Here is a 16,320-nt window from a genome sequence, read left to right on the forward strand (position 1 = left end):
ATCCTCCTCCCGGTATATATTGTCTGCTATGTTTCGAAATCAGCTTTCTACCCAGCGTCTCTTCGAACCTTCCAGATGGGTATGCATGGCTGCCTGCGCCAGCAGCGGGTCTTTAAGCTCAAGCGCCGCCAGAATGGCTTCATGTTCCTGAAGCGCATGGGTCCAGGTATCGCGGTCTTCAAATTTCACGCGAAGCTGGGCCGAAATCGGGCTGTGGCGCTCATCGAAAAGGTTCGCCACCATTCGGGCCAGAACGCTGTTACCGGATTGCTCGGCTATGGTGACGTGAAACAGCCGGTCCTGATCCAGAGGTTTGCGACCGGCCTCGATTTCCCTTTGCATGGTGTTGAGTATCTGGCGGAGGGTCGCGATCGTCTCATCGGCCATCCGGCTTGCCGCCAGCACGATGGTCGCGCCCTCCAGCGCGGCCCGCGCCTGCATCAGTTCGGAGGGGCTGTCGCCAAGCGATTTGGTATGATGGGTCGTCTGCAGAGCTTCCGCCGACACATAGACGCCGGAACCCATGCGAATCTCGACGGTGTTGTCGATTTCAAGCGCAATCAGCGCCTCGCGCAACGAAGGCCTTGATACACCGAGCTTCTGGGCCAGTTCCCGTTCGGCGGGAAGCCGCGTACCGGGTAGGAATTCACCCATATCGATGAGTTCACGTATCTGGTCCGCAATCTGCTGATAAAGCCTGCGCGGTTCCGCTATTTTGGCCTGACCACTCATGTGTTTTCCGACGAGCCCTATCTGCAATCCGTATTTGGCCTTACCGTAACGCCAAGCGTATCAATGCGCAAGGAATTACTTAATCATATGAAAATACATGATTATTACCGATATGATTTCGATACTCTGTTTCCGCTTCGGATGCAGGATAGCAAATTTTGACCTAATTGGCTTGACCATTCTGAAAAACCGGCCTAACCATTTGACCTGTTCATGAACCCCGGTGGAGCGGGGATACGGGTGGGAGGTTTCCAGATGTCGCAGGGCGCATCGACAATTCGGGGCGATTTTTCGCCTGAGGAGATGGCGCGCGCGGAGCGTTCGGCCCTTCTGCGTCTCGACAATATCAGCAAGGAATTTCCGGGCGTCAAAGCGCTGTCCAACGTGCATTTTGATTTGCGCGGCGGTGAAGTGCATGCCGTCTGCGGCGAGAATGGTGCGGGAAAATCGACGCTGATGAAAATCATCAGCGGCGTTTATCAGCCGAGCGACGGCACGATCCTGCACAAGGGCGTGAAGGTGCAATATGCATCACCGCTGGAATCCGAAGCCGCCGGCATCGCCATCATTCACCAGGAACTCAACCTCGTTCCGCATCTTTCCGTTGCCGAGAACATCTATCTTGCGCGCGAACCGCGTCGCGGTTTCCTCGTTGACCGCAAGAAGCTGCGTCTCGACGCCAAGCGCTGTCTCGACCGGCTGGGTGTGGATATCAACCCCGACCAGATGGTCCGTGGCCTCTCCGTCGCCCAATGTCAGATGGTGGAGATTGCCAAGGCGCTGTCGCTTGATGCGGAAGTGCTCATCATGGATGAGCCGACCTCTTCGCTGACCGAGCAGGAAACCCGCCTTCTTTTCAAGGTTATCCGGGACCTCAAAGCCTCCGGCGTCGGCATCGTTTACATTTCCCATCGTCTCGATGAAATGGCCGAGATCGTCGACCGTGTGACGGTCCTGCGTGACGGACGTTATATTTCGACCGACGATTTCGCCTCGATTACCGTCGATGACATCGTCACCCGCATGGTCGGGCGTTCACTGGAAGACAAATTCCCCGAGCGCACATCGCGCCCGACGGAAGACGTCATCTTCTCCGTTGAAGGTCTGGCCCGCAATGGCGTATTCAGCGATGTGAGCTTTTCACTGCGGCGCGGTGAAATCCTCGGTTTTGCCGGACTTATGGGCGCGGGACGAACGGAAGTCGCGCGGGCGATCTTCGGGGCCGATCCGCTTGATGCCGGCAAAATCACCTTCAATGGGCGCGAGCTTTCGATCAACTCGCCACAGGACGCGATCGAAGAAGGTATTGCCTATCTCTCGGAAGACCGCAAAAGCGATGGCCTCGCCATCAAGATGTCGGTGGCGGCCAATACGACGCTTGCCAATCTCGGCGAGGTTTCCAACCGTTTCGGGCTGATCGACTTCAAGAAGCACGACGACGTCGCCAAGCGCTACGTCGACCTTCTGAATATCCGCACCCCTTCGATCGATCAGACGGTGCGGCTGCTTTCGGGTGGCAATCAGCAGAAAATCATCATCGGCAAATGGCTGTTCCGCCAGTCGCGCGTGCTGTTCTTCGATGAGCCGACACGCGGCATCGATGTCGGCGCGAAATTCGCGATCTACAAGATCATGGACGAACTGGCCGCACAGGGCATCGGCGTCGTTCTCATCAGTTCGGAATTGCCGGAAATTCTGGGGCTGACGGATCGCATCGCGGTCTTCCATCAGGGCCGCATCACGGGCGTACTCGAAACCGCCAAGACCAATCAGGAAGAAATCATGCGGTATGCGTCCGGTTACGGCCGGGCCGCGCAGTGAGGAACGACATGGCCAATATTGCAGAACCCAAGAAGAGCTTTGCTGTCAGCGACCGCCAGAAGGACATCATCCAGAAGTTTGCTGCGCTCGGCAGCCTGTTCGCCCTCGTCGCGGTCTTCTCCGCCACCAGCAGCGCCTTCTTCACCGTCAATAACGGCATGACGATTGCGTTGCAGGTCACGTCCATCGCTCTGCTCGGCATTGGTGCCACCTGCGTCATCATCACCGGCGGTATCGATCTTTCTGTCGGTTCGGTGCTGGCGCTCGCCGGTGTGGTTGCCGCCCTTGCGGTGAAGGAACTCGGCATGCCTGTGCCGATCGGCATGTTGCTCGGCATTCTGACGGGATCGCTCTGTGGTTTCATCAACGGCCTTCTGGTCACGCGTTTCAAGCTGCCGCCCTTCATCGCCACTCTCGGCATGATGCTGATCGCGCGCGGCGTGGCGCTGCAGATTACCGGTGCGCGCGCCGTTTCGGGCCTTGGTGAATCCTTTGGCGAACTCGGCAACGGCGCTCTCTTCCGCATTGTTAATATCGGTGACGACGGTTTTCCGAATGTCGTTTTCCCCGGCATTCCTTACCCCGTCATCCTGATGGTGGTGATTGCGCTTGCGGTTTCCTTCATGCTCAACCGCTCGATCCTCGGCCGCCACATCTACGCCGTGGGCTCCAATGCGGATGCTGCACGCCTTTCCGGTGTCAACGTCGCCCGCGTCACCAATTTCACCTACATCCTGTCCGGCACGCTCGCCGGGCTGACGGGCTGCGTGCTGATGTCGCGCCTCGTCACGGCCCAGCCGAATGAGGGCGTGATGTATGAGCTGGATGCGATTGCCAGCGCCGTTATCGGCGGCACATCGCTGATCGGCGGCGTCGGCACGATTTCCGGCACGGCCATCGGTGCCTTCGTCATCGGCATCCTGCGCAACGGTCTCAATATGAATGGCGTCTCCGCCTTCACGCAACAGATCATCATCGGCCTCGTCATTCTGGTCACCGTCTGGATCGACCAGCTGCGCAACCGCCGCTGATCAAAGGGCTGCGGACCCTTTCCGCAAAAAAGATCGGCAGGGGAGGCCCGGTATGCCGACATCACGGAGGAAGAAATGAAGAAAATTGCGACTGCCCTTCTGACATCCGCAATCGCGCTGTGGAGCGTTTCCACCGTGCAGGCCGGTGAAATCGCCGTCATCGTCAAGACCGTCAACTCCACCTTCTGGCAGAACGTCCAGAAGGGCGCTGACGCGGCGATGAAGAATTCTTCCGGCAACACCATGACCTTCCAGGGTCCGGCTGCTGAATCGGCGATTGCCGACCAGGTCAACATGGTTGAAAACGCCATCAACCGTAAGGTTGCTGGTATTGTTCTCGCACCTTCCGATCCGGACGCGCTGGTGCCTGCCGTCAAGAAGGCCTGGGAAGCCCGTATTCCCGTCGTCCTGATCGACTCGCAGCTCGCCAAGGGCTCGGAGCAATATTACCAGTCGTTCCTGGCGACCGATAACAAGAAAGCCGGCGAACTGGCAGCGCAGGCGCTGATCGACAAGGTGGGCAAGGAAGGCAAGATCGCCGTCATGTCCTATGTCGCCGGTGCCGGTTCCGAAATCGGCCGTGTCGGCGGTTTCACCGACTATATCCAGATGAACTCCAATCTGAAGATTGTCGGACCGTTCTACTCGCAGTCGCAGATGGCCACCGCGCTGAACCAGACGACCGACGTTCTGGCCGCCAATTCGGACCTCAAGGGCATTTTCGGCGCTAACGAGCCGACGGCGATCGGCGTTGGCCGCGCTCTCGCCCAGAGCGGCAAGGCCGGCAAGGTCGTCGCCATCGGTTTCGACGGCAATCAGGACCTTCAGAGCTTCGTCAAGGATGGCACGCTGGGCGGTATCGTGGTTCAGGGTTCCTACCAGATGGGTGAAAAGGGCGTAGAGACCATTTCCAAGCTCATCAACAAGGAAAAGGTCGAGAAGTTCGTCGATACCGGCGTCGTTGTTGTCACCAAGGACAATATCGAAAAGCCGGAAGCCAAGAACGTTCTTTACTGATGCATGATGGCGCGCCGCCACAGGGCGGCGCGCCTTACCTGTTTGAGATGCGGTTTTCACCATCCCGCTCTAGCTAGAAATTCAGGAAGTCCCTGCGATGAAAGTCTCCGATACACGTAAGTTGCCGCACCGCGCCGTTGACGTCACCGTCATGGGCCTCGGTTGCGCCCAGATGGGCAATCTCTACCGCGTCACCCCCTATGAAGAGTCCAAGGGTGCGTTCGACAAGGCATGGGAAAGCGGCATGCGTTATTTCGATACCGCGCCGTTTTATGGCTATACGCGGTCGGAGCGTCGTCTGGGCACCATGGTTACGGAGCATGACCGGAGCGAATATACGCTCAGCACCAAGGTCGGCCGTGTGATGGTTCCTGACGAGACCGTCGGTCCGGAGGAGGATGCCTATATAGCGCCCCTGCCCTTCCGCCCGGTCTATGATTATTCCTATGACGGTATTCTGCGCTCCTTCGAGGCAAGCCAGCAGCGGCTAGGCGTCCTGAAGCCGGATATTCTTTATGTCCACGATATCGGTTCCTACACCCATGGCGAAAAGCACCAGCATTATTGGGAGCAGTTGACCACGGGCGGCGGCTTCCGGGCGCTTGGCAAGCTGCGCGAGGAAGGATCGACGGGGGCCATCGGCCTTGGCGTCAACGAGTGGGAAATTGTCAGCGACGCGATGGATGTCTTCGACATCGACGTTGCCATGCTTGCCGGCCGTTATACGCTGCTGGAACAGCAGAGCCTTGGTTTCATGAACCGTTGCGCTGAAAGCGGCGTCGGTATCGTTGTCGCCGGTGCTTTCAATTCCGGCATTCTGGCTGGCAACCGCAAATTCAATTATGCCGATGCGCCTGCCGATATTCTCACGCGTGTCGATGCGCTGCAGGGTGTTTGCGAGGAACTCGGCGTATCGCTGCAGGCCGCCGCATTGCAATTTCCGCTCGCGCATCCGGCTTCGGTCACTGTTGTCTCAGGTGCGCGCAATGCGCAGCAGCTGGCTTCGAATATCGAATGGTTCGAACAGTCGATCCCGGATGAATTCTGGTCCGAGCTGCACAGGCGTGGCCTGATTGCCGAAGGTGCGCCTACGCCTGTCGGGAAGGCTTGAGGCATGATTATCGACGCCCACCAGCATTTCTGGCTGATGAAGGATCGTGCCGGGCAATGGCCGCCGCCGTCGCTCGCCGCCATCTACCGGGATTTTCTCCCCGCCGATCTGTCGCCCTTGCTGGCCGCTGCCGGAGTTTCCGGCACCGTGCTGGTGCAGACGATGGAGACACGGGCCGACACGGATTTCATGCTGGAACTGGCGGAAAAGACCGATTTCATCAAGGGCGTGGTTGGCTGGGTGGACATGAAGTCTCCCGAGGCGGCGAGTGAAATTGCTCGCCGGGCAAAACATCCGGCCTTCAAGGCTGTGCGTCCGATGTTGCAGGGCATGGAGGATGTTGCCTGGATCGATGATCCGGCACTCGATCCAGCCGCGGCGGCTTTGGTAAAGCACGGTCTGGCGTTCGATGCGCTGGTCCTGCCGCCCAATCTGCCGCATCTGCTGTCGTTCGCCCGCCGCCATCCGCAGTTGCCCATCGTCATCGACCATGGCGCGAAGCCCATGATTGCCATCGGTCACTACAGCGACTGGCGCAAGGATATGGCCGCTCTGGCGGCTCTTCCCAATGTCCATTGCAAACTCTCCGGTCTGCTGACCGAGCGCGGTGAACAGCGACCGGAAGCCGTGCGGCCTTATGCCGAGACCATTCTTGAACTCTTTGGTGGCAACCGCGTGATTTTCGGCAGTGACTGGCCGGTGTTGCGGCTGGCCGGCGATTATCAGGCATGGCTGGATTTCTGCCGCGATATCGTGCCGGCAGAGGACCATGCGGCAGTCTTTGGCGGTAATGCCATTCGTTTTTATTCCCTTTCCCACAGGTGATGCATGCTGGCGATTTTCTGCGAAACCCCAGGTCAACTCGTCCCCAAGGAACTGCCGAAACCAGCGCGTGGCGAAGGTGAAGTGCTGGTGCGCATTCGCCGCATTGGTGTTTGCGGCACGGATCTGCACATCTTCACCGGCAACCAGCCTTATCTTTCCTATCCGCGTATCATGGGTCATGAGCTTTCCGGCACGGTGGAAGAGGCGCCGCAAGGCAGCCATCTGTCCGTGGGCGACGTGGTCACCGTCATTCCCTATATCTCGTGCGGCAAATGCAGCGCCTGCCTTAAGGGCAAGAGCAATTGCTGCCGCAATATCGGTGTGCTCGGCGTTCATCGTGACGGCGGCATGGTCGAATATCTGAGCGTGCCGCAACAATTTGTACTGAAGGCGGAGGGGCTAAGCCTCGACCAGGCGGCGATGACCGAATTTCTGGCTATTGGTGCGCATGCGGTGCGCCGTGGCACAGTCGAGAGGGGGCAGAAGGTTCTGATCGTCGGTGCCGGCCCGATCGGCATGGCCGTTGCGGTTTTCGCCGTTCTCGATGGTGGCGAAGTGACGATGATCGATGGACGTACCGACCGATTGGATTTCTGCAAGGAGCATCTTGGCGTTGCGCATACGGTGACACTCGGGGAAGGTGACAAAGATCGTCTTTCCGAAATCACCGACGGCGATTTCTTCGATGCGGTCTTTGATGCGACCGGCAATCCGAAAGCCATGGAGCGCGGCTTTTCCTTTGTCGGCCATGGCGGTTCCTACGTGCTGGTCTCCATCGTCGCCAGCGATATCAGCTTCAACGATCCGGAGTTCCACAAGCGTGAGACGACGCTGCTCGGCAGCCGCAATGCCACGCCTCAGGATTTCGAGCGCGTCCTGCAGGCGCTGCGGGAAGGCAAGGTGCCGGAGGCACTGATCACCCATCGCATGACGCTTGCCGATGTGCCCTCCAAATTTGCCGGCCTGACCGATCCGAAGGCCGGAGTGATCAAAGGCATGGTGGAGGTCGCATGACGTCCGATACGCCCATCCTGCAATTCGGCACCAGCCGCTTTCTTCTGGCGCATGCGGATCTCTTTGTTTCGCAGGCGCTGGACAAGGGCGAAGCGCTCGGGCGCATTGCGATTGTCCAGACGACCGGCAATGCGGAGAGCCTGAAGCGTGTTGCGGCGCTAAACAGCGGCGCGCCCTATCCCGTGCTTATTCGCGGTATCCGTGATGGGCATGACGTGGATGAGGAAATTCAAGGCAGGGCTGTCGCGCGGGCACTGACCGCTGCGACCGACTGGGCCGAAGTGCGCCGCCTCGCCTGCGAGGCCGAGGTTATTCTGTCCAATACGGGCGATCGCGGTTATGAGCTGGATTCGGCCGACAATGCTGGGCTTGCTGGCGATTTTACGATCGTGCCGAAGAGCTTTCCGGCGAAACTCTGCATGTTGCTGCTGGAGCGTTTTCAGAGCAATCCGGAAGCGACCGTGTCCATCTTCCCCTGTGAGCTTGTGCCGCGTAACGGCGAAAGGCTGAAGGAGGTCATTCGCCGGCTTGCCGATGAATGGCAATTGCCGGCGGGTTTTGCCTTTTATCTGAACGAGAAGTGCCGTTTCGCCAATAGTCTGGTGGATCGCATCGTCTCCGAACCTATCGACCCGGTGGGTGCGGTGGCGGAGCCCTATGCGTTATGGGCGATCGAGAAGCAGGACGGGCTTGTCCTTCCCTGCACGCACCCTGCCGTGGTGCTCACGGACGATCTCGATCACTATGAAAAGCTGAAGCTTTTCCTGCTCAATCTCGGCCATTCCTATCTGGCGGAACGCTGGACGCAGGATGCGCGCGGGAAAGACGAGACGGTGCGTCAGGCAATGGCCGACGATGCTCTCGTCGCGGATCTGGAGATGCTCTGGCGGGACGAGGTTCTGCCGGTCTTTGCGGCTGAAGGCATGGGAGACGAAGCGCAGGCCTATATCGGTCAGTTGCGGGAGCGTTTGCGCAATCCCTTTCTCGCGCATCGGCTGGCTGATATCGCCGGCAACCACGACGAAAAGAAGCGTCGCCGCTTCGCTCCGGTCATTGCCGCGGCGGAACGGCTGGGATTAAGCCTACCGCAGACAAAGCTGCGCGCTGCGCTCGCCACCATCAAGCAATAACGGAGTTTTTCATGCAGCGTATGGGCATGGTCATAGGCGTCAAACCTGACATGATCGCGGAATATAAAAGGCTGCACGCCGCCGTCTGGCCTGAAATTCTGGCGCTTATCAGCGACTGCAATATCCGCAATTACACGATCTTCCTGCGCGAGCCGGAAAATCTGCTCTTCGGCTATTGGGAATATCACGGCACCGATATCAGCGCCGACATGGCGAAGATGGCCGAAAGCCCCAAGAACCAGGAATGGTGGTCCTTCACGATTCCCTGCCAGCAACCACTCGAAAGCCGCAAGGAAGGCGAGTGGTGGGCGATGATGGAAGAGACCTTCCACCACGATTGAACGATTTCCTTTGACACTGACCGCGAGTGACCGGCCATGACCAAAATTACTGATCTGCGTGTTTTCGACCTGCGTTTTCCGACCTCCCAAAGTCTCGACGGTTCGGATGCGATGAACCCCGACCCGGATTATTCGGCGGCTTATGTCATTCTCGATACCGATGAGGCGGGTCTCAAAGGCCACGGGCTGACCTTCACCATCGGCCGCGGCAATGACATCTGCTGCATGGCCATCGAAGCGATGCGTCATCTGGTGGTCGGCACCGATCTTGCCACCGTTACCGAGAACCCCGGCAAATATTGGCGGCATCTGACGAGCGACAGCCAGCTGCGCTGGATCGGCCCGGACAAGGGCGCGATGCATCTCGCCACCGGCGCCGTTGTGAATGCGGTATGGGATCTGCTGGCAAAGAAGGCGGGCAAGCCGGTGTGGCAGCTTGTCGCCGATATGAGCCCGGAAGAAATCGCCGATATCGTCGATTATCGCTATCTGACCGACGTGCTCACCCGCGACGATGCGCTCGCGATCCTCAAAAAAGCCGAAAGCGGCAAGAAGGAACGTATCGAGACGCTGAAGAACGAAGGTTACGCCTGCTATACCACGTCGGCCGGCTGGCTTGGCTATGACGACGCCAAGCTGCGCCGTCTTTGCCAGGAAGCCATCGATGCCGGTTTCAACCATGTGAAGATGAAGGTCGGCCGTGATCTGGAAGACGACATTCGCCGTCTAACCATAGCCCGCGAGGTGATTGGTCCCGGACGTTACCTGATGATCGATGCCAATCAGGTGTGGGAAGTTGATCAGGCAATCGAGTGGGTGAATAAGCTCGCCTTTTCCAAGCCCTTCTTCATCGAAGAACCGACCAGCCCGGATGATGTCGCTGGCCATCGCAAAATTCGTGCTGCCATCGGCTCGGTGAAGGTGGCGACGGGCGAAATGTGCCAGAACCGGATCATGTTCAAGCAGTTCATCGCTGAAGGCGCGATCGATGTGGTGCAGATCGACAGCTGCCGCATGGGTGGCCTGAACGAGGTGCTGGCGGTTCTCTTGATCGCCGCCAAATACAATTTACCGGTTTGGCCGCATGCCGGCGGCGTCGGCCTTTGCGAATATGTGCAGCATCTGTCGATGATCGACTATCTGGTGGTATCTGGTACGAAGGAAGGCCGCGTGATCGAATATGTAGATCATCTGCACGAGCACTTCATCGAACCCTGCGATATCAGAAACGCCGCTTACATGCCGCCGAAACTGCCGGGCTTCTCCATCGAAATGAAGCCGGAGTCGATCGAGACCTACACCTTCGAGGAATAACCGAGGGATGACAGCGCCTCCTTAAGGCGCTGCCACTCCGTTTCGCTCCCGGGAAGGCCGAAACGCACGTCGTTCGGCCTTTCATCAAAAATGCGGACCAGAATGCCGTGTTGGCCAAGATGGCTGAACAGTTCGGTGGCCCGGGGGGTGCGCACCAGAGTGAAAAGGGACGTGCCGCCGGCAATCGCCTGTCCCGTTTTTTCCAGCATGTCATTCATGCGCCGGGAGTCTTCGGCAAGGCGCAGACGCATGGAAGATTGCCATTTCTTATCCGCCAGAGCCTGCGTCGCGATATGAAGCGCCGGGCCAGAAACCGCCCAGGGGCCGAGCTTTGCTTCAAGTTCAGCGGCGATATCGGGCTGTGCAATGGCGAAACCCAGCCGAACGCCCGCCATGCCGTAAAATTTGCCGAATGAGCGCAGGACCACCAGCGCTTCCTGACCGGTGGCATTCGCGAGGCTTTCGGCAAGTCCCGTCTCGGTGAAGGCTTCGTCCACGACGAGCAATCCGCCCTTGAGGCGCATGGCTTCGGCTAGCGACAGCAACGCTGCGCGATCTGTGATGCGGCCATCGGGATTATTGGGATTGACCACCACGGCATAATCGTGAGCCGATAGCTCCCGGGTGTTTTCCACCTCGGTCACGGCAAGTCCGGCCATCCGCGCGGTCCGGGCATGTTCCGCATAAGCGGGCGAAAGCACGGTGCCGCTCTTGGCCCCGCGAGCAAGTGCAATCTGAGCCAGCAATGGTATCAGCATCTGGGTGCCGGGTGAAAGCACCACATGCCGGGCGGAAGGCGCGTCGAAATGGGCTGCAGCCAGCTGTTTCAATTCTTCGGCGGCATCCGGTTCCGGCAGGCGGGCGAATGCGCTGGCGGGAACGGGCGAATGCGGATAGGAGTGCGGATTGATCCCGGTCGAAAGGTCGATCCACGGTTCCGGCGCTTCAGGAAACATCAGACGCGCCCTGCCGAGATTGCCGCCGTGACGGATCGCAGCCTGCGCCTTTTCTGGTACTGTTTCGCCCATGTTCTTTGCTCTCGCTTTCTTGTCGCTCTTGATCGAACGCCTGACCGGCTATCCGGACTGGCTGTTCAAACGCATCGGCCATCCCGTTACCTGGGTCGGTTCGCTTATCGCGCTGCTGGACAAAAAATGGAACCGGGAGAACGCGTCATTTTCACAGCGCAAGGCGGCAGGTGTGGCGGCTCTGGCCGGTTTCGTCGGGCTGACGCTGCTCCTTGCATGGTTTGCGCAATCCACCCTGCTTTTTCTGCCCTTCGGCATTTTGCTGGTTGCCGTGCTGGGCGCTTCGCTTCCGGCGCAGAAAAGTCTTGAGCAGCATGTGGAGGCTGTCGCCACTGCTCTGGAGCGCGAGGGCGTGGGCGGTGGCCGCAAGGCGGTATCGATGATCGTCGGGCGCGATCCGCAAAAGCTTGATGAGGCGGCGATCTGCCGGGCGGCGATCGAAAGTCTGGCCGAGAATTTTTCCGACGGCATCGTTGCACCCGCCCTGTGGCTCGGTCTCCTGGGCCTGCCGGGCGGCGCGGCTTACAAGGCGATCAATACGGCTGACAGCATGATCGGCCATCGCTCACCCCGCCATGAGGCCTTCGGCTGGGCCTCGGCCCGGCTGGACGATCTGGTCAATCTGCCGGCGTCGAGACTGAGTGGCGGCCTTTTCGTGGCCGCTTCGTTTTTCGTGAAGGGCGCATCACCCGGCGGGGCCATTGCCGCGATACGTCGCGATGCCCGTCATCACCGTTCCCCCAATGCCGGCTGGCCGGAGGCGGCGCTGGCCGGCGCTCTGGGCTTCGCGCTTGCAGGGCCGCGCTCCTATGGCGGGCAGATGATCGAGGCGCGCTTCATGGGCGAAGGCGGGAGGGCGACGCTGGTTGCGGGGGATATTCGCAGGGCGCTGGAGCTGGCGCGGGTTGCCGACCTGCTGTTGATCGGCCTGTTCGGACTTCTGGCGATCCTTATCGCGCTATAGCCAGCAGACGGTCGAGATCGAGGTGCTGCTCCATATGCGCCGCAAGATGATCGAGGACGGCCTCCACCTGCGCATCATAGTTCAGGTCCGCGCCCTGCCCGCCGAGCCGCTCCAGCCATGCGCCGCGTTGGCGATCATCCGCGAAAAGACCGTGAATATAGGTGCCGAAGACGCGGCCAGAGGCCGAGATGGCGCCATCATTATGCCCATCGAGCGTCGAGAACGGCAGATGGTCCGTCATGCCTGTGGTTTCGCCGACATGCATTTCGTAGCCGGATAAATCTATGCCGTCGAAACTCGTGCCGCGAACGGAAATGAGCCGCTTGTCGCCCGTCAGAACCGTGTCCACATCCAGCAGGCCCATTCCCTCGACCGTCGCTGGCGATCCTTCGATACCGTCAGGATCGGCAACTGTTTTTCCAAGCATCTGGTATCCGCCGCAGAGACCCAGAACATAGCCGCCGCGTCTTACATGCGCCTTGATATCAATGTCCAGGCCAGCATTCTTCAGCACGGCAAGGTCGGCGATAGTGGATTTCGAGCCGCACAGCAGGATCAGCCGGCAATCGGCGGGAATGGTTTCGCCCGGCCGCACGCGGATCAGTTCGACATCGGGTTCCATGTCCAGGGGATCGAGATCATCGAAATTGGAAATATGCGGCAGGATCGGCACGGCAATGCGCATCTTCGCACCCGGCTTTCGCTCAGCCGGGCCGGAAAGCCCGAGAGCATCCTCCGCCGGCAATTTTGCGGCGCTGGCAAAATGCGGCAGAAGCCCGATGGAGGCCCAGCCGGTCTTTTCCGCAATTATCCGCATGCCGTCTAAAAACAGGGCCGGATCACCGCGAAAGCGGTTGACGATAAAACCTTCGATCATCGCCGCGTCTTCAGCTTCGAGTACGGCTTTGGTGCCGACGAGGCTGGCGATGACGCCGCCCCGGTCGATATCGCCGATCAGGATCACAGGCGCATCCGCAGCTCTCGCAAATCCCATATTAGCGATGTCATTGGCGCGCAGGTTGATTTCGGAGGCACTGCCTGCCCCTTCCACCAGCACCAGATCGGCCTGCTGTTTCAGGTGCTCGAAGCTTTCCAACACGCGCGGCATCAGCCCGACCTTCATGTGCTGATAATCGGCCGCTTTGGCATTGCCGGCGATCTTGCCCTGCACCACCACTTGGGCGCCGGTTTCGCTCTGCGGCTTCAGGAGCACCGGGTTCATGTGCACGGAAAGCGGCACGCCCGCCGCCCGCGCCTGCAGCGCCTGTGCGCGGCCAATCTCGCCGCCATCGGCGGTCACGGCCGCATTGTTCGACATGTTCTGCGGCTTGAACGGCATGACAGACAGGCCGCGCCTGACGAAGGCACGGGCAAGGCCGGCCACCATCAGCGATTTGCCGACATCCGAGCCGGTTCCCTGAAACATCAGCACGCGTGCAGCCATGTCAGAATTCTATCCCCGCCTGCGCCTTCACGCCCGCCTTGAAGTGATGTTTGACGAGGGTCATTTCCGTCACCATGTCGGCGGCGTCAATGAGCGGTTGCTTGGCGTTGCGGCCGGTAACGATGACATGCAGATCGGGCCTGCGGCTGGAAAGCGTTTCGACCACCTCCTTCAGCGGCAGGTAATCGTAACGGAGCGCGATGTTCAGCTCATCGAGGATCAGCAGGCCGATGGTGTCGTCGGTCATCAGGACCTTGGCTTCTTCCCAGGCCTTTGCCGCCGCTGCGACATCGCGTTTCAGATCCTGTGTGTCCCAGGTGAACCCTTCGCCCATAGTGCGCCACACGACCTTGTCGCCGAAGAGAGTCAGTGCCTGCTGTTCGCCCGTCGACCATGCACCCTTGATGAATTGCACCACGCCGACCCTGCGCCCGGTACCGAGCATGCGCAGGGCAAGGCCGAAAGCGGCCGTGGATTTGCCCTTGCCGGGGCCGGTATTGATCATCAGCAAACCTTTTTCGATGGTCTTTTCCGCAACTTCGGCATCCTGCACCGTTTTGCGGTTGACCATTTTCTGCCGGTGGCGCTCGGCTTCGCTGTCGCTGATGTCGCGTGTCATTGCATTTTCCTTTTCATCCAGCTGTGCGGGATCCGGTGCCCCCGCCATTCGGAGCGGCGACTATACCCAATTTGCCGCACCCGGCAATGTGCCGCCGCAGGGCCCGCAGCATTGACCCTCACGCCCGTTCAGCCTAAGGGTAACGGACTGACGGTCTTTCCCCGGCAACGGGAAAAGCTAAGAGGGAACACGGTTCCAACCCGATTATCGGGTCATTCCGTGGCTGCCCCCGCAACTGTAAGCGGTAAGCCCGCACCGTAAAGCCACTGGACCTTTGAAGATGGTTCGGGAAGGCGGTGTCAGGGTGCAAAGCCGCGAGCCAGGAGACCTGCCGTTTCAGGAAAAACGTCTGCCGGGCGGGGTGCTCCGGTCAGTCGGTTAGATCGAACATCCGGTTTGCGCCTGTCCGCATGCCGTTTTCGACATCCGCACCCCGAGATTTTTTGCAAGGCGCGGGAAACGATACGGTTTGGATATTTCAGCGACATCTTCTTCTACGAGTGGAAACACACAGTATGAAACGGCGTCCGGCGTGACCGTCTTCATTTGCAGAAGCTGTCGCGATGAAGCCGATCCTAATGCCGAACCGCGCCCCGGTTCGCGTCTTGCCGATGCCGTCATGGCAAAAGCGGAGGAAACGGGTGTTACTGTTCGTTCCGTCAATTGCCTTGCCAATTGCAAGCGTGGCCTCAGCGCCGTGCTGCGCAGCGCCAATGGCTGGTCCTATGTATTCGGCGGGCTGACGACCGGTGATGCCGAAGATTTGTTGACCGGCGCGCGGCTGCTGGCCGCCGCCCCCGATGGCCTGATGCCCTGGCGCGGCCGCCCCGAACCATTAAAGCGCGGCATGGTGGCGCGCATTCCCCCATTCGATTTTACCGAGGAGAGATCATGAGCACCCTTCTGGACCGCGTTCCCTGCACCATCGTTACCGGTTTTCTGGGGGCCGGCAAAACCACGCTGCTGCGCGGTCTTCTCGAAAAGCTTGACGGCAAGCGGCTGGCGATCATCGTCAATGAATTCGGCGATATCGGCATCGACGGCGAGATTCTGAAAGGCTGCGGTATTGAAAGCTGCCCGGAAGAAAACATCGTCGAACTGGCCAATGGCTGCATCTGCTGCACGGTGGCGGATGATTTCCAGCCCGCCATCGAACAGATTCTGAGCCGCCAGCCGAAGGTGGAGCATATCCTCATCGAGACCTCGGGCCTTGCCCTGCCGAAGCCCTTGGTGCAGGCCTTCCAGTGGCCGGCCATCAAGAGCCGTGTGACGGTGGATGCCGTCGTGGCCGTGGTGGATGGCGCTGCCCTCGCCGAAGGGCAGGTGGCGCATGACATGGAAGCGCTCGCCGCTCAGCGGGCCAATGACGAGGCGCTCGATCATGATGACCCGGTTGAAGAGGTTTTCGAGGATCAGGTCGCCTGCGCCGATCTTATTGTGCTGACCAAGGCCGATCTTCTTGACGATGCCGGCCTGGACAAGGCCAAGGCGCATATTCTCGAACATCTGCCGAGGGCAGCAAAGATCGTCGTGGCCTCCAATGGCGCTATCGATCCCGCCGTGCTGATCGGTCTTGGCCTTGCGGTGGAAGAGGATATCGAAAACCGCCGCACCCACCATGATGGCGAGCTTGACCACGAGCATGACGATTTCGACAGCTTCGTCATCGATTTGCCGGCCGTCACCGACCCGGAAGCGCTGGCTATCCGTATCGCCGAGACGGCTGCTGCGGAAAATGTCCTGCGGATCAAGGGCTTCATCGAAGTTTCCGCAAAGCCGATGCGCCTGCAGGTGCAGGCTGTCGGCAGCCGCGTCAACCACTATTACGACCGGCCCTGGGCCGCGGGTGAAGAACGCCGCAGCCGTCTCGTCGTCATCGGTGAAAAGGGCCTCAATCGCGAGAAGATCGAGCAGATGCTGGCCGCCTGA

Annotated in this window: 16 protein-coding genes and 1 riboswitch; of the genes, 12 read left to right on the forward strand and 4 right to left on the reverse strand. The window is 59.7% G+C overall.

The window, feature by feature from the left end; translation table 11 throughout:
- Nucleotides 1–39 precede the first annotated feature (39 nt).
- Complete coding sequence (locus tag QRN60_RS19045; protein WP_129564819.1) at nucleotides 40–732, reverse strand: FadR/GntR family transcriptional regulator; 693 nt, start codon at nucleotides 730–732, stop codon at nucleotides 40–42.
- A 255-nt stretch (nucleotides 733–987) separates the two neighbouring features.
- Between QRN60_RS19045 and QRN60_RS19050 the strand changes: the two genes are divergently transcribed.
- From QRN60_RS19050 to QRN60_RS19090, 9 genes are all read left to right on the forward strand, one after another.
- Nucleotides 988–2,553, forward strand: a complete 1,566-nt coding sequence (locus QRN60_RS19050; RefSeq protein ID WP_162687265.1) for a sugar ABC transporter ATP-binding protein — start codon at nucleotides 988–990, stop codon at nucleotides 2,551–2,553.
- An 8-nt stretch (nucleotides 2,554–2,561) separates the two neighbouring features.
- Nucleotides 2,562–3,584 carry an ABC transporter permease gene (locus tag QRN60_RS19055; protein WP_003505311.1) on the forward strand — a complete coding sequence of 341 codons (1,023 nt, stop codon included), beginning with the start codon at nucleotides 2,562–2,564 and terminating at the stop codon, nucleotides 3,582–3,584.
- Between the two features lie 75 nt (nucleotides 3,585–3,659).
- Entirely contained in the window at nucleotides 3,660–4,601 is a 942-nt protein-coding gene (locus QRN60_RS19060) for an ABC transporter substrate-binding protein (protein ID WP_003505310.1), read from the forward strand.
- A 97-nt stretch (nucleotides 4,602–4,698) separates the two neighbouring features.
- Nucleotides 4,699–5,712, forward strand: a complete 1,014-nt coding sequence (locus QRN60_RS19065; RefSeq protein ID WP_111792787.1) for an aldo/keto reductase — start codon at nucleotides 4,699–4,701, stop codon at nucleotides 5,710–5,712.
- Nucleotides 5,713–5,715: 3 nt separating this feature from the next.
- Nucleotides 5,716–6,537, forward strand: coding sequence for an amidohydrolase family protein (locus tag QRN60_RS19070; RefSeq protein WP_003505307.1), 822 nt, complete (start codon nucleotides 5,716–5,718; stop codon nucleotides 6,535–6,537).
- 3 nt (nucleotides 6,538–6,540) lie between these two features.
- Entirely contained in the window at nucleotides 6,541–7,551 is a 1,011-nt protein-coding gene (locus tag QRN60_RS19075) for a zinc-binding alcohol dehydrogenase family protein (protein ID WP_111817188.1), read from the forward strand.
- On the forward strand, nucleotides 7,548–8,681 hold the full coding sequence (locus tag QRN60_RS19080) for a mannitol dehydrogenase family protein (protein ID WP_129564818.1): 1,134 nt from the start codon (nucleotides 7,548–7,550) through the stop codon (nucleotides 8,679–8,681). The genes QRN60_RS19075 and QRN60_RS19080 overlap by 4 nt, the downstream gene beginning before the upstream one ends.
- 11 nt (nucleotides 8,682–8,692) lie before the next feature.
- Complete coding sequence (locus QRN60_RS19085; protein ID WP_020809694.1) at nucleotides 8,693–9,022, forward strand: L-rhamnose mutarotase; 330 nt, start codon at nucleotides 8,693–8,695, stop codon at nucleotides 9,020–9,022.
- A gap of 36 nt (nucleotides 9,023–9,058) precedes the next feature.
- The gene (locus QRN60_RS19090; protein WP_129564817.1) at nucleotides 9,059–10,336 is read left to right on the forward strand and encodes an L-fuconate dehydratase; all 1,278 of its coding nucleotides are present in this window, start codon (nucleotides 9,059–9,061) and stop codon (nucleotides 10,334–10,336) included.
- Here QRN60_RS19090 and cobD read toward each other — a convergent pair.
- Nucleotides 10,318–11,364 (reverse strand): threonine-phosphate decarboxylase CobD, encoded by a 1,047-nt coding sequence (gene cobD, locus QRN60_RS19095; protein WP_112356342.1) that lies wholly within the window; start codon nucleotides 11,362–11,364, stop codon nucleotides 10,318–10,320. The genes QRN60_RS19090 and cobD overlap by 19 nt on opposite strands.
- Between cobD and cbiB the strand changes: the two genes are divergently transcribed.
- Nucleotides 11,363–12,328 (forward strand): adenosylcobinamide-phosphate synthase CbiB, encoded by a 966-nt coding sequence (cbiB, locus tag QRN60_RS19100; RefSeq protein WP_087745209.1) that lies wholly within the window; start codon nucleotides 11,363–11,365, stop codon nucleotides 12,326–12,328. The two genes, cobD and cbiB, sit on opposite strands and share 2 nt — an antisense overlap.
- Here cbiB and QRN60_RS19105 read toward each other — a convergent pair.
- Together QRN60_RS19105 and cobO are read right to left on the reverse strand one after the other, a co-directional pair.
- Nucleotides 12,315–13,772, reverse strand: coding sequence for a cobyric acid synthase (locus QRN60_RS19105; RefSeq protein WP_111793371.1), 1,458 nt, complete (start codon nucleotides 13,770–13,772; stop codon nucleotides 12,315–12,317). The two genes, cbiB and QRN60_RS19105, sit on opposite strands and share 14 nt — an antisense overlap.
- Nucleotide 13,773: 1 nt before the next feature.
- Entirely contained in the window at nucleotides 13,774–14,391 is a 618-nt protein-coding gene (gene cobO / locus QRN60_RS19110; protein WP_112278047.1) for a cob(I)yrinic acid a,c-diamide adenosyltransferase, read from the reverse strand.
- Nucleotides 14,392–14,525: 134 nt separating this feature from the next.
- A riboswitch (cobalamin riboswitch) is annotated at nucleotides 14,526–14,741 on the forward strand.
- 119 nt (nucleotides 14,742–14,860) lie between these two features.
- Between cobO and QRN60_RS19115 the strand changes: the two genes are divergently transcribed.
- On the forward strand, nucleotides 14,861–15,286 hold the full coding sequence (locus QRN60_RS19115; RefSeq protein WP_087745205.1) for a DUF1636 family protein: 426 nt from the start codon (nucleotides 14,861–14,863) through the stop codon (nucleotides 15,284–15,286).
- Complete coding sequence (cobW, locus tag QRN60_RS19120) at nucleotides 15,283–16,320, forward strand: cobalamin biosynthesis protein CobW (RefSeq protein ID WP_284766314.1); 1,038 nt, start codon at nucleotides 15,283–15,285, stop codon at nucleotides 16,318–16,320. Before QRN60_RS19115 ends, cobW begins: the two co-directional genes overlap by 4 nt.

The organism is Agrobacterium sp. CFBP2214 (assembly GCF_030209895.1).
Lineage (GTDB): Bacteria > Pseudomonadota > Alphaproteobacteria > Rhizobiales > Rhizobiaceae > Agrobacterium > Agrobacterium radiobacter.

Bases quoted from the DNA above. Each gene is read 5' to 3' on its own strand.
- QRN60_RS19045 (WP_129564819.1), bottom strand. From the start codon at position 732: ATGAGTGGTCAGGCCAAAATAGCGGAACCGCGCAGGCTTTATCAGCAG.
- QRN60_RS19050 (WP_162687265.1), top strand. From the start codon at position 988: ATGTCGCAGGGCGCATCGACAATTCGGGGCGATTTTTCGCCTGAGGAG.
- QRN60_RS19055 (WP_003505311.1), top strand. From the start codon at position 2,562: ATGGCCAATATTGCAGAACCCAAGAAGAGCTTTGCTGTCAGCGACCGC.
- QRN60_RS19060 (WP_003505310.1), top strand. From the start codon at position 3,660: ATGAAGAAAATTGCGACTGCCCTTCTGACATCCGCAATCGCGCTGTGG.
- QRN60_RS19065 (WP_111792787.1), top strand. From the start codon at position 4,699: ATGAAAGTCTCCGATACACGTAAGTTGCCGCACCGCGCCGTTGACGTC.
- QRN60_RS19070 (WP_003505307.1), top strand. From the start codon at position 5,716: ATGATTATCGACGCCCACCAGCATTTCTGGCTGATGAAGGATCGTGCC.
- QRN60_RS19075 (WP_111817188.1), top strand. From the start codon at position 6,541: ATGCTGGCGATTTTCTGCGAAACCCCAGGTCAACTCGTCCCCAAGGAA.
- QRN60_RS19080 (WP_129564818.1), top strand. From the start codon at position 7,548: ATGACGTCCGATACGCCCATCCTGCAATTCGGCACCAGCCGCTTTCTT.
- QRN60_RS19085 (WP_020809694.1), top strand. From the start codon at position 8,693: ATGCAGCGTATGGGCATGGTCATAGGCGTCAAACCTGACATGATCGCG.
- QRN60_RS19090 (WP_129564817.1), top strand. From the start codon at position 9,059: ATGACCAAAATTACTGATCTGCGTGTTTTCGACCTGCGTTTTCCGACC.
- cbiB (WP_087745209.1), top strand. From the start codon at position 11,363: ATGTTCTTTGCTCTCGCTTTCTTGTCGCTCTTGATCGAACGCCTGACC.
- cobD (WP_112356342.1), bottom strand. From the start codon at position 11,364: ATGGGCGAAACAGTACCAGAAAAGGCGCAGGCTGCGATCCGTCACGGC.
- QRN60_RS19105 (WP_111793371.1), bottom strand. From the start codon at position 13,772: ATGGCTGCACGCGTGCTGATGTTTCAGGGAACCGGCTCGGATGTCGGC.
- cobO (WP_112278047.1), bottom strand. From the start codon at position 14,391: ATGACACGCGACATCAGCGACAGCGAAGCCGAGCGCCACCGGCAGAAA.
- cobW (WP_284766314.1), top strand. From the start codon at position 15,283: ATGAGCACCCTTCTGGACCGCGTTCCCTGCACCATCGTTACCGGTTTT.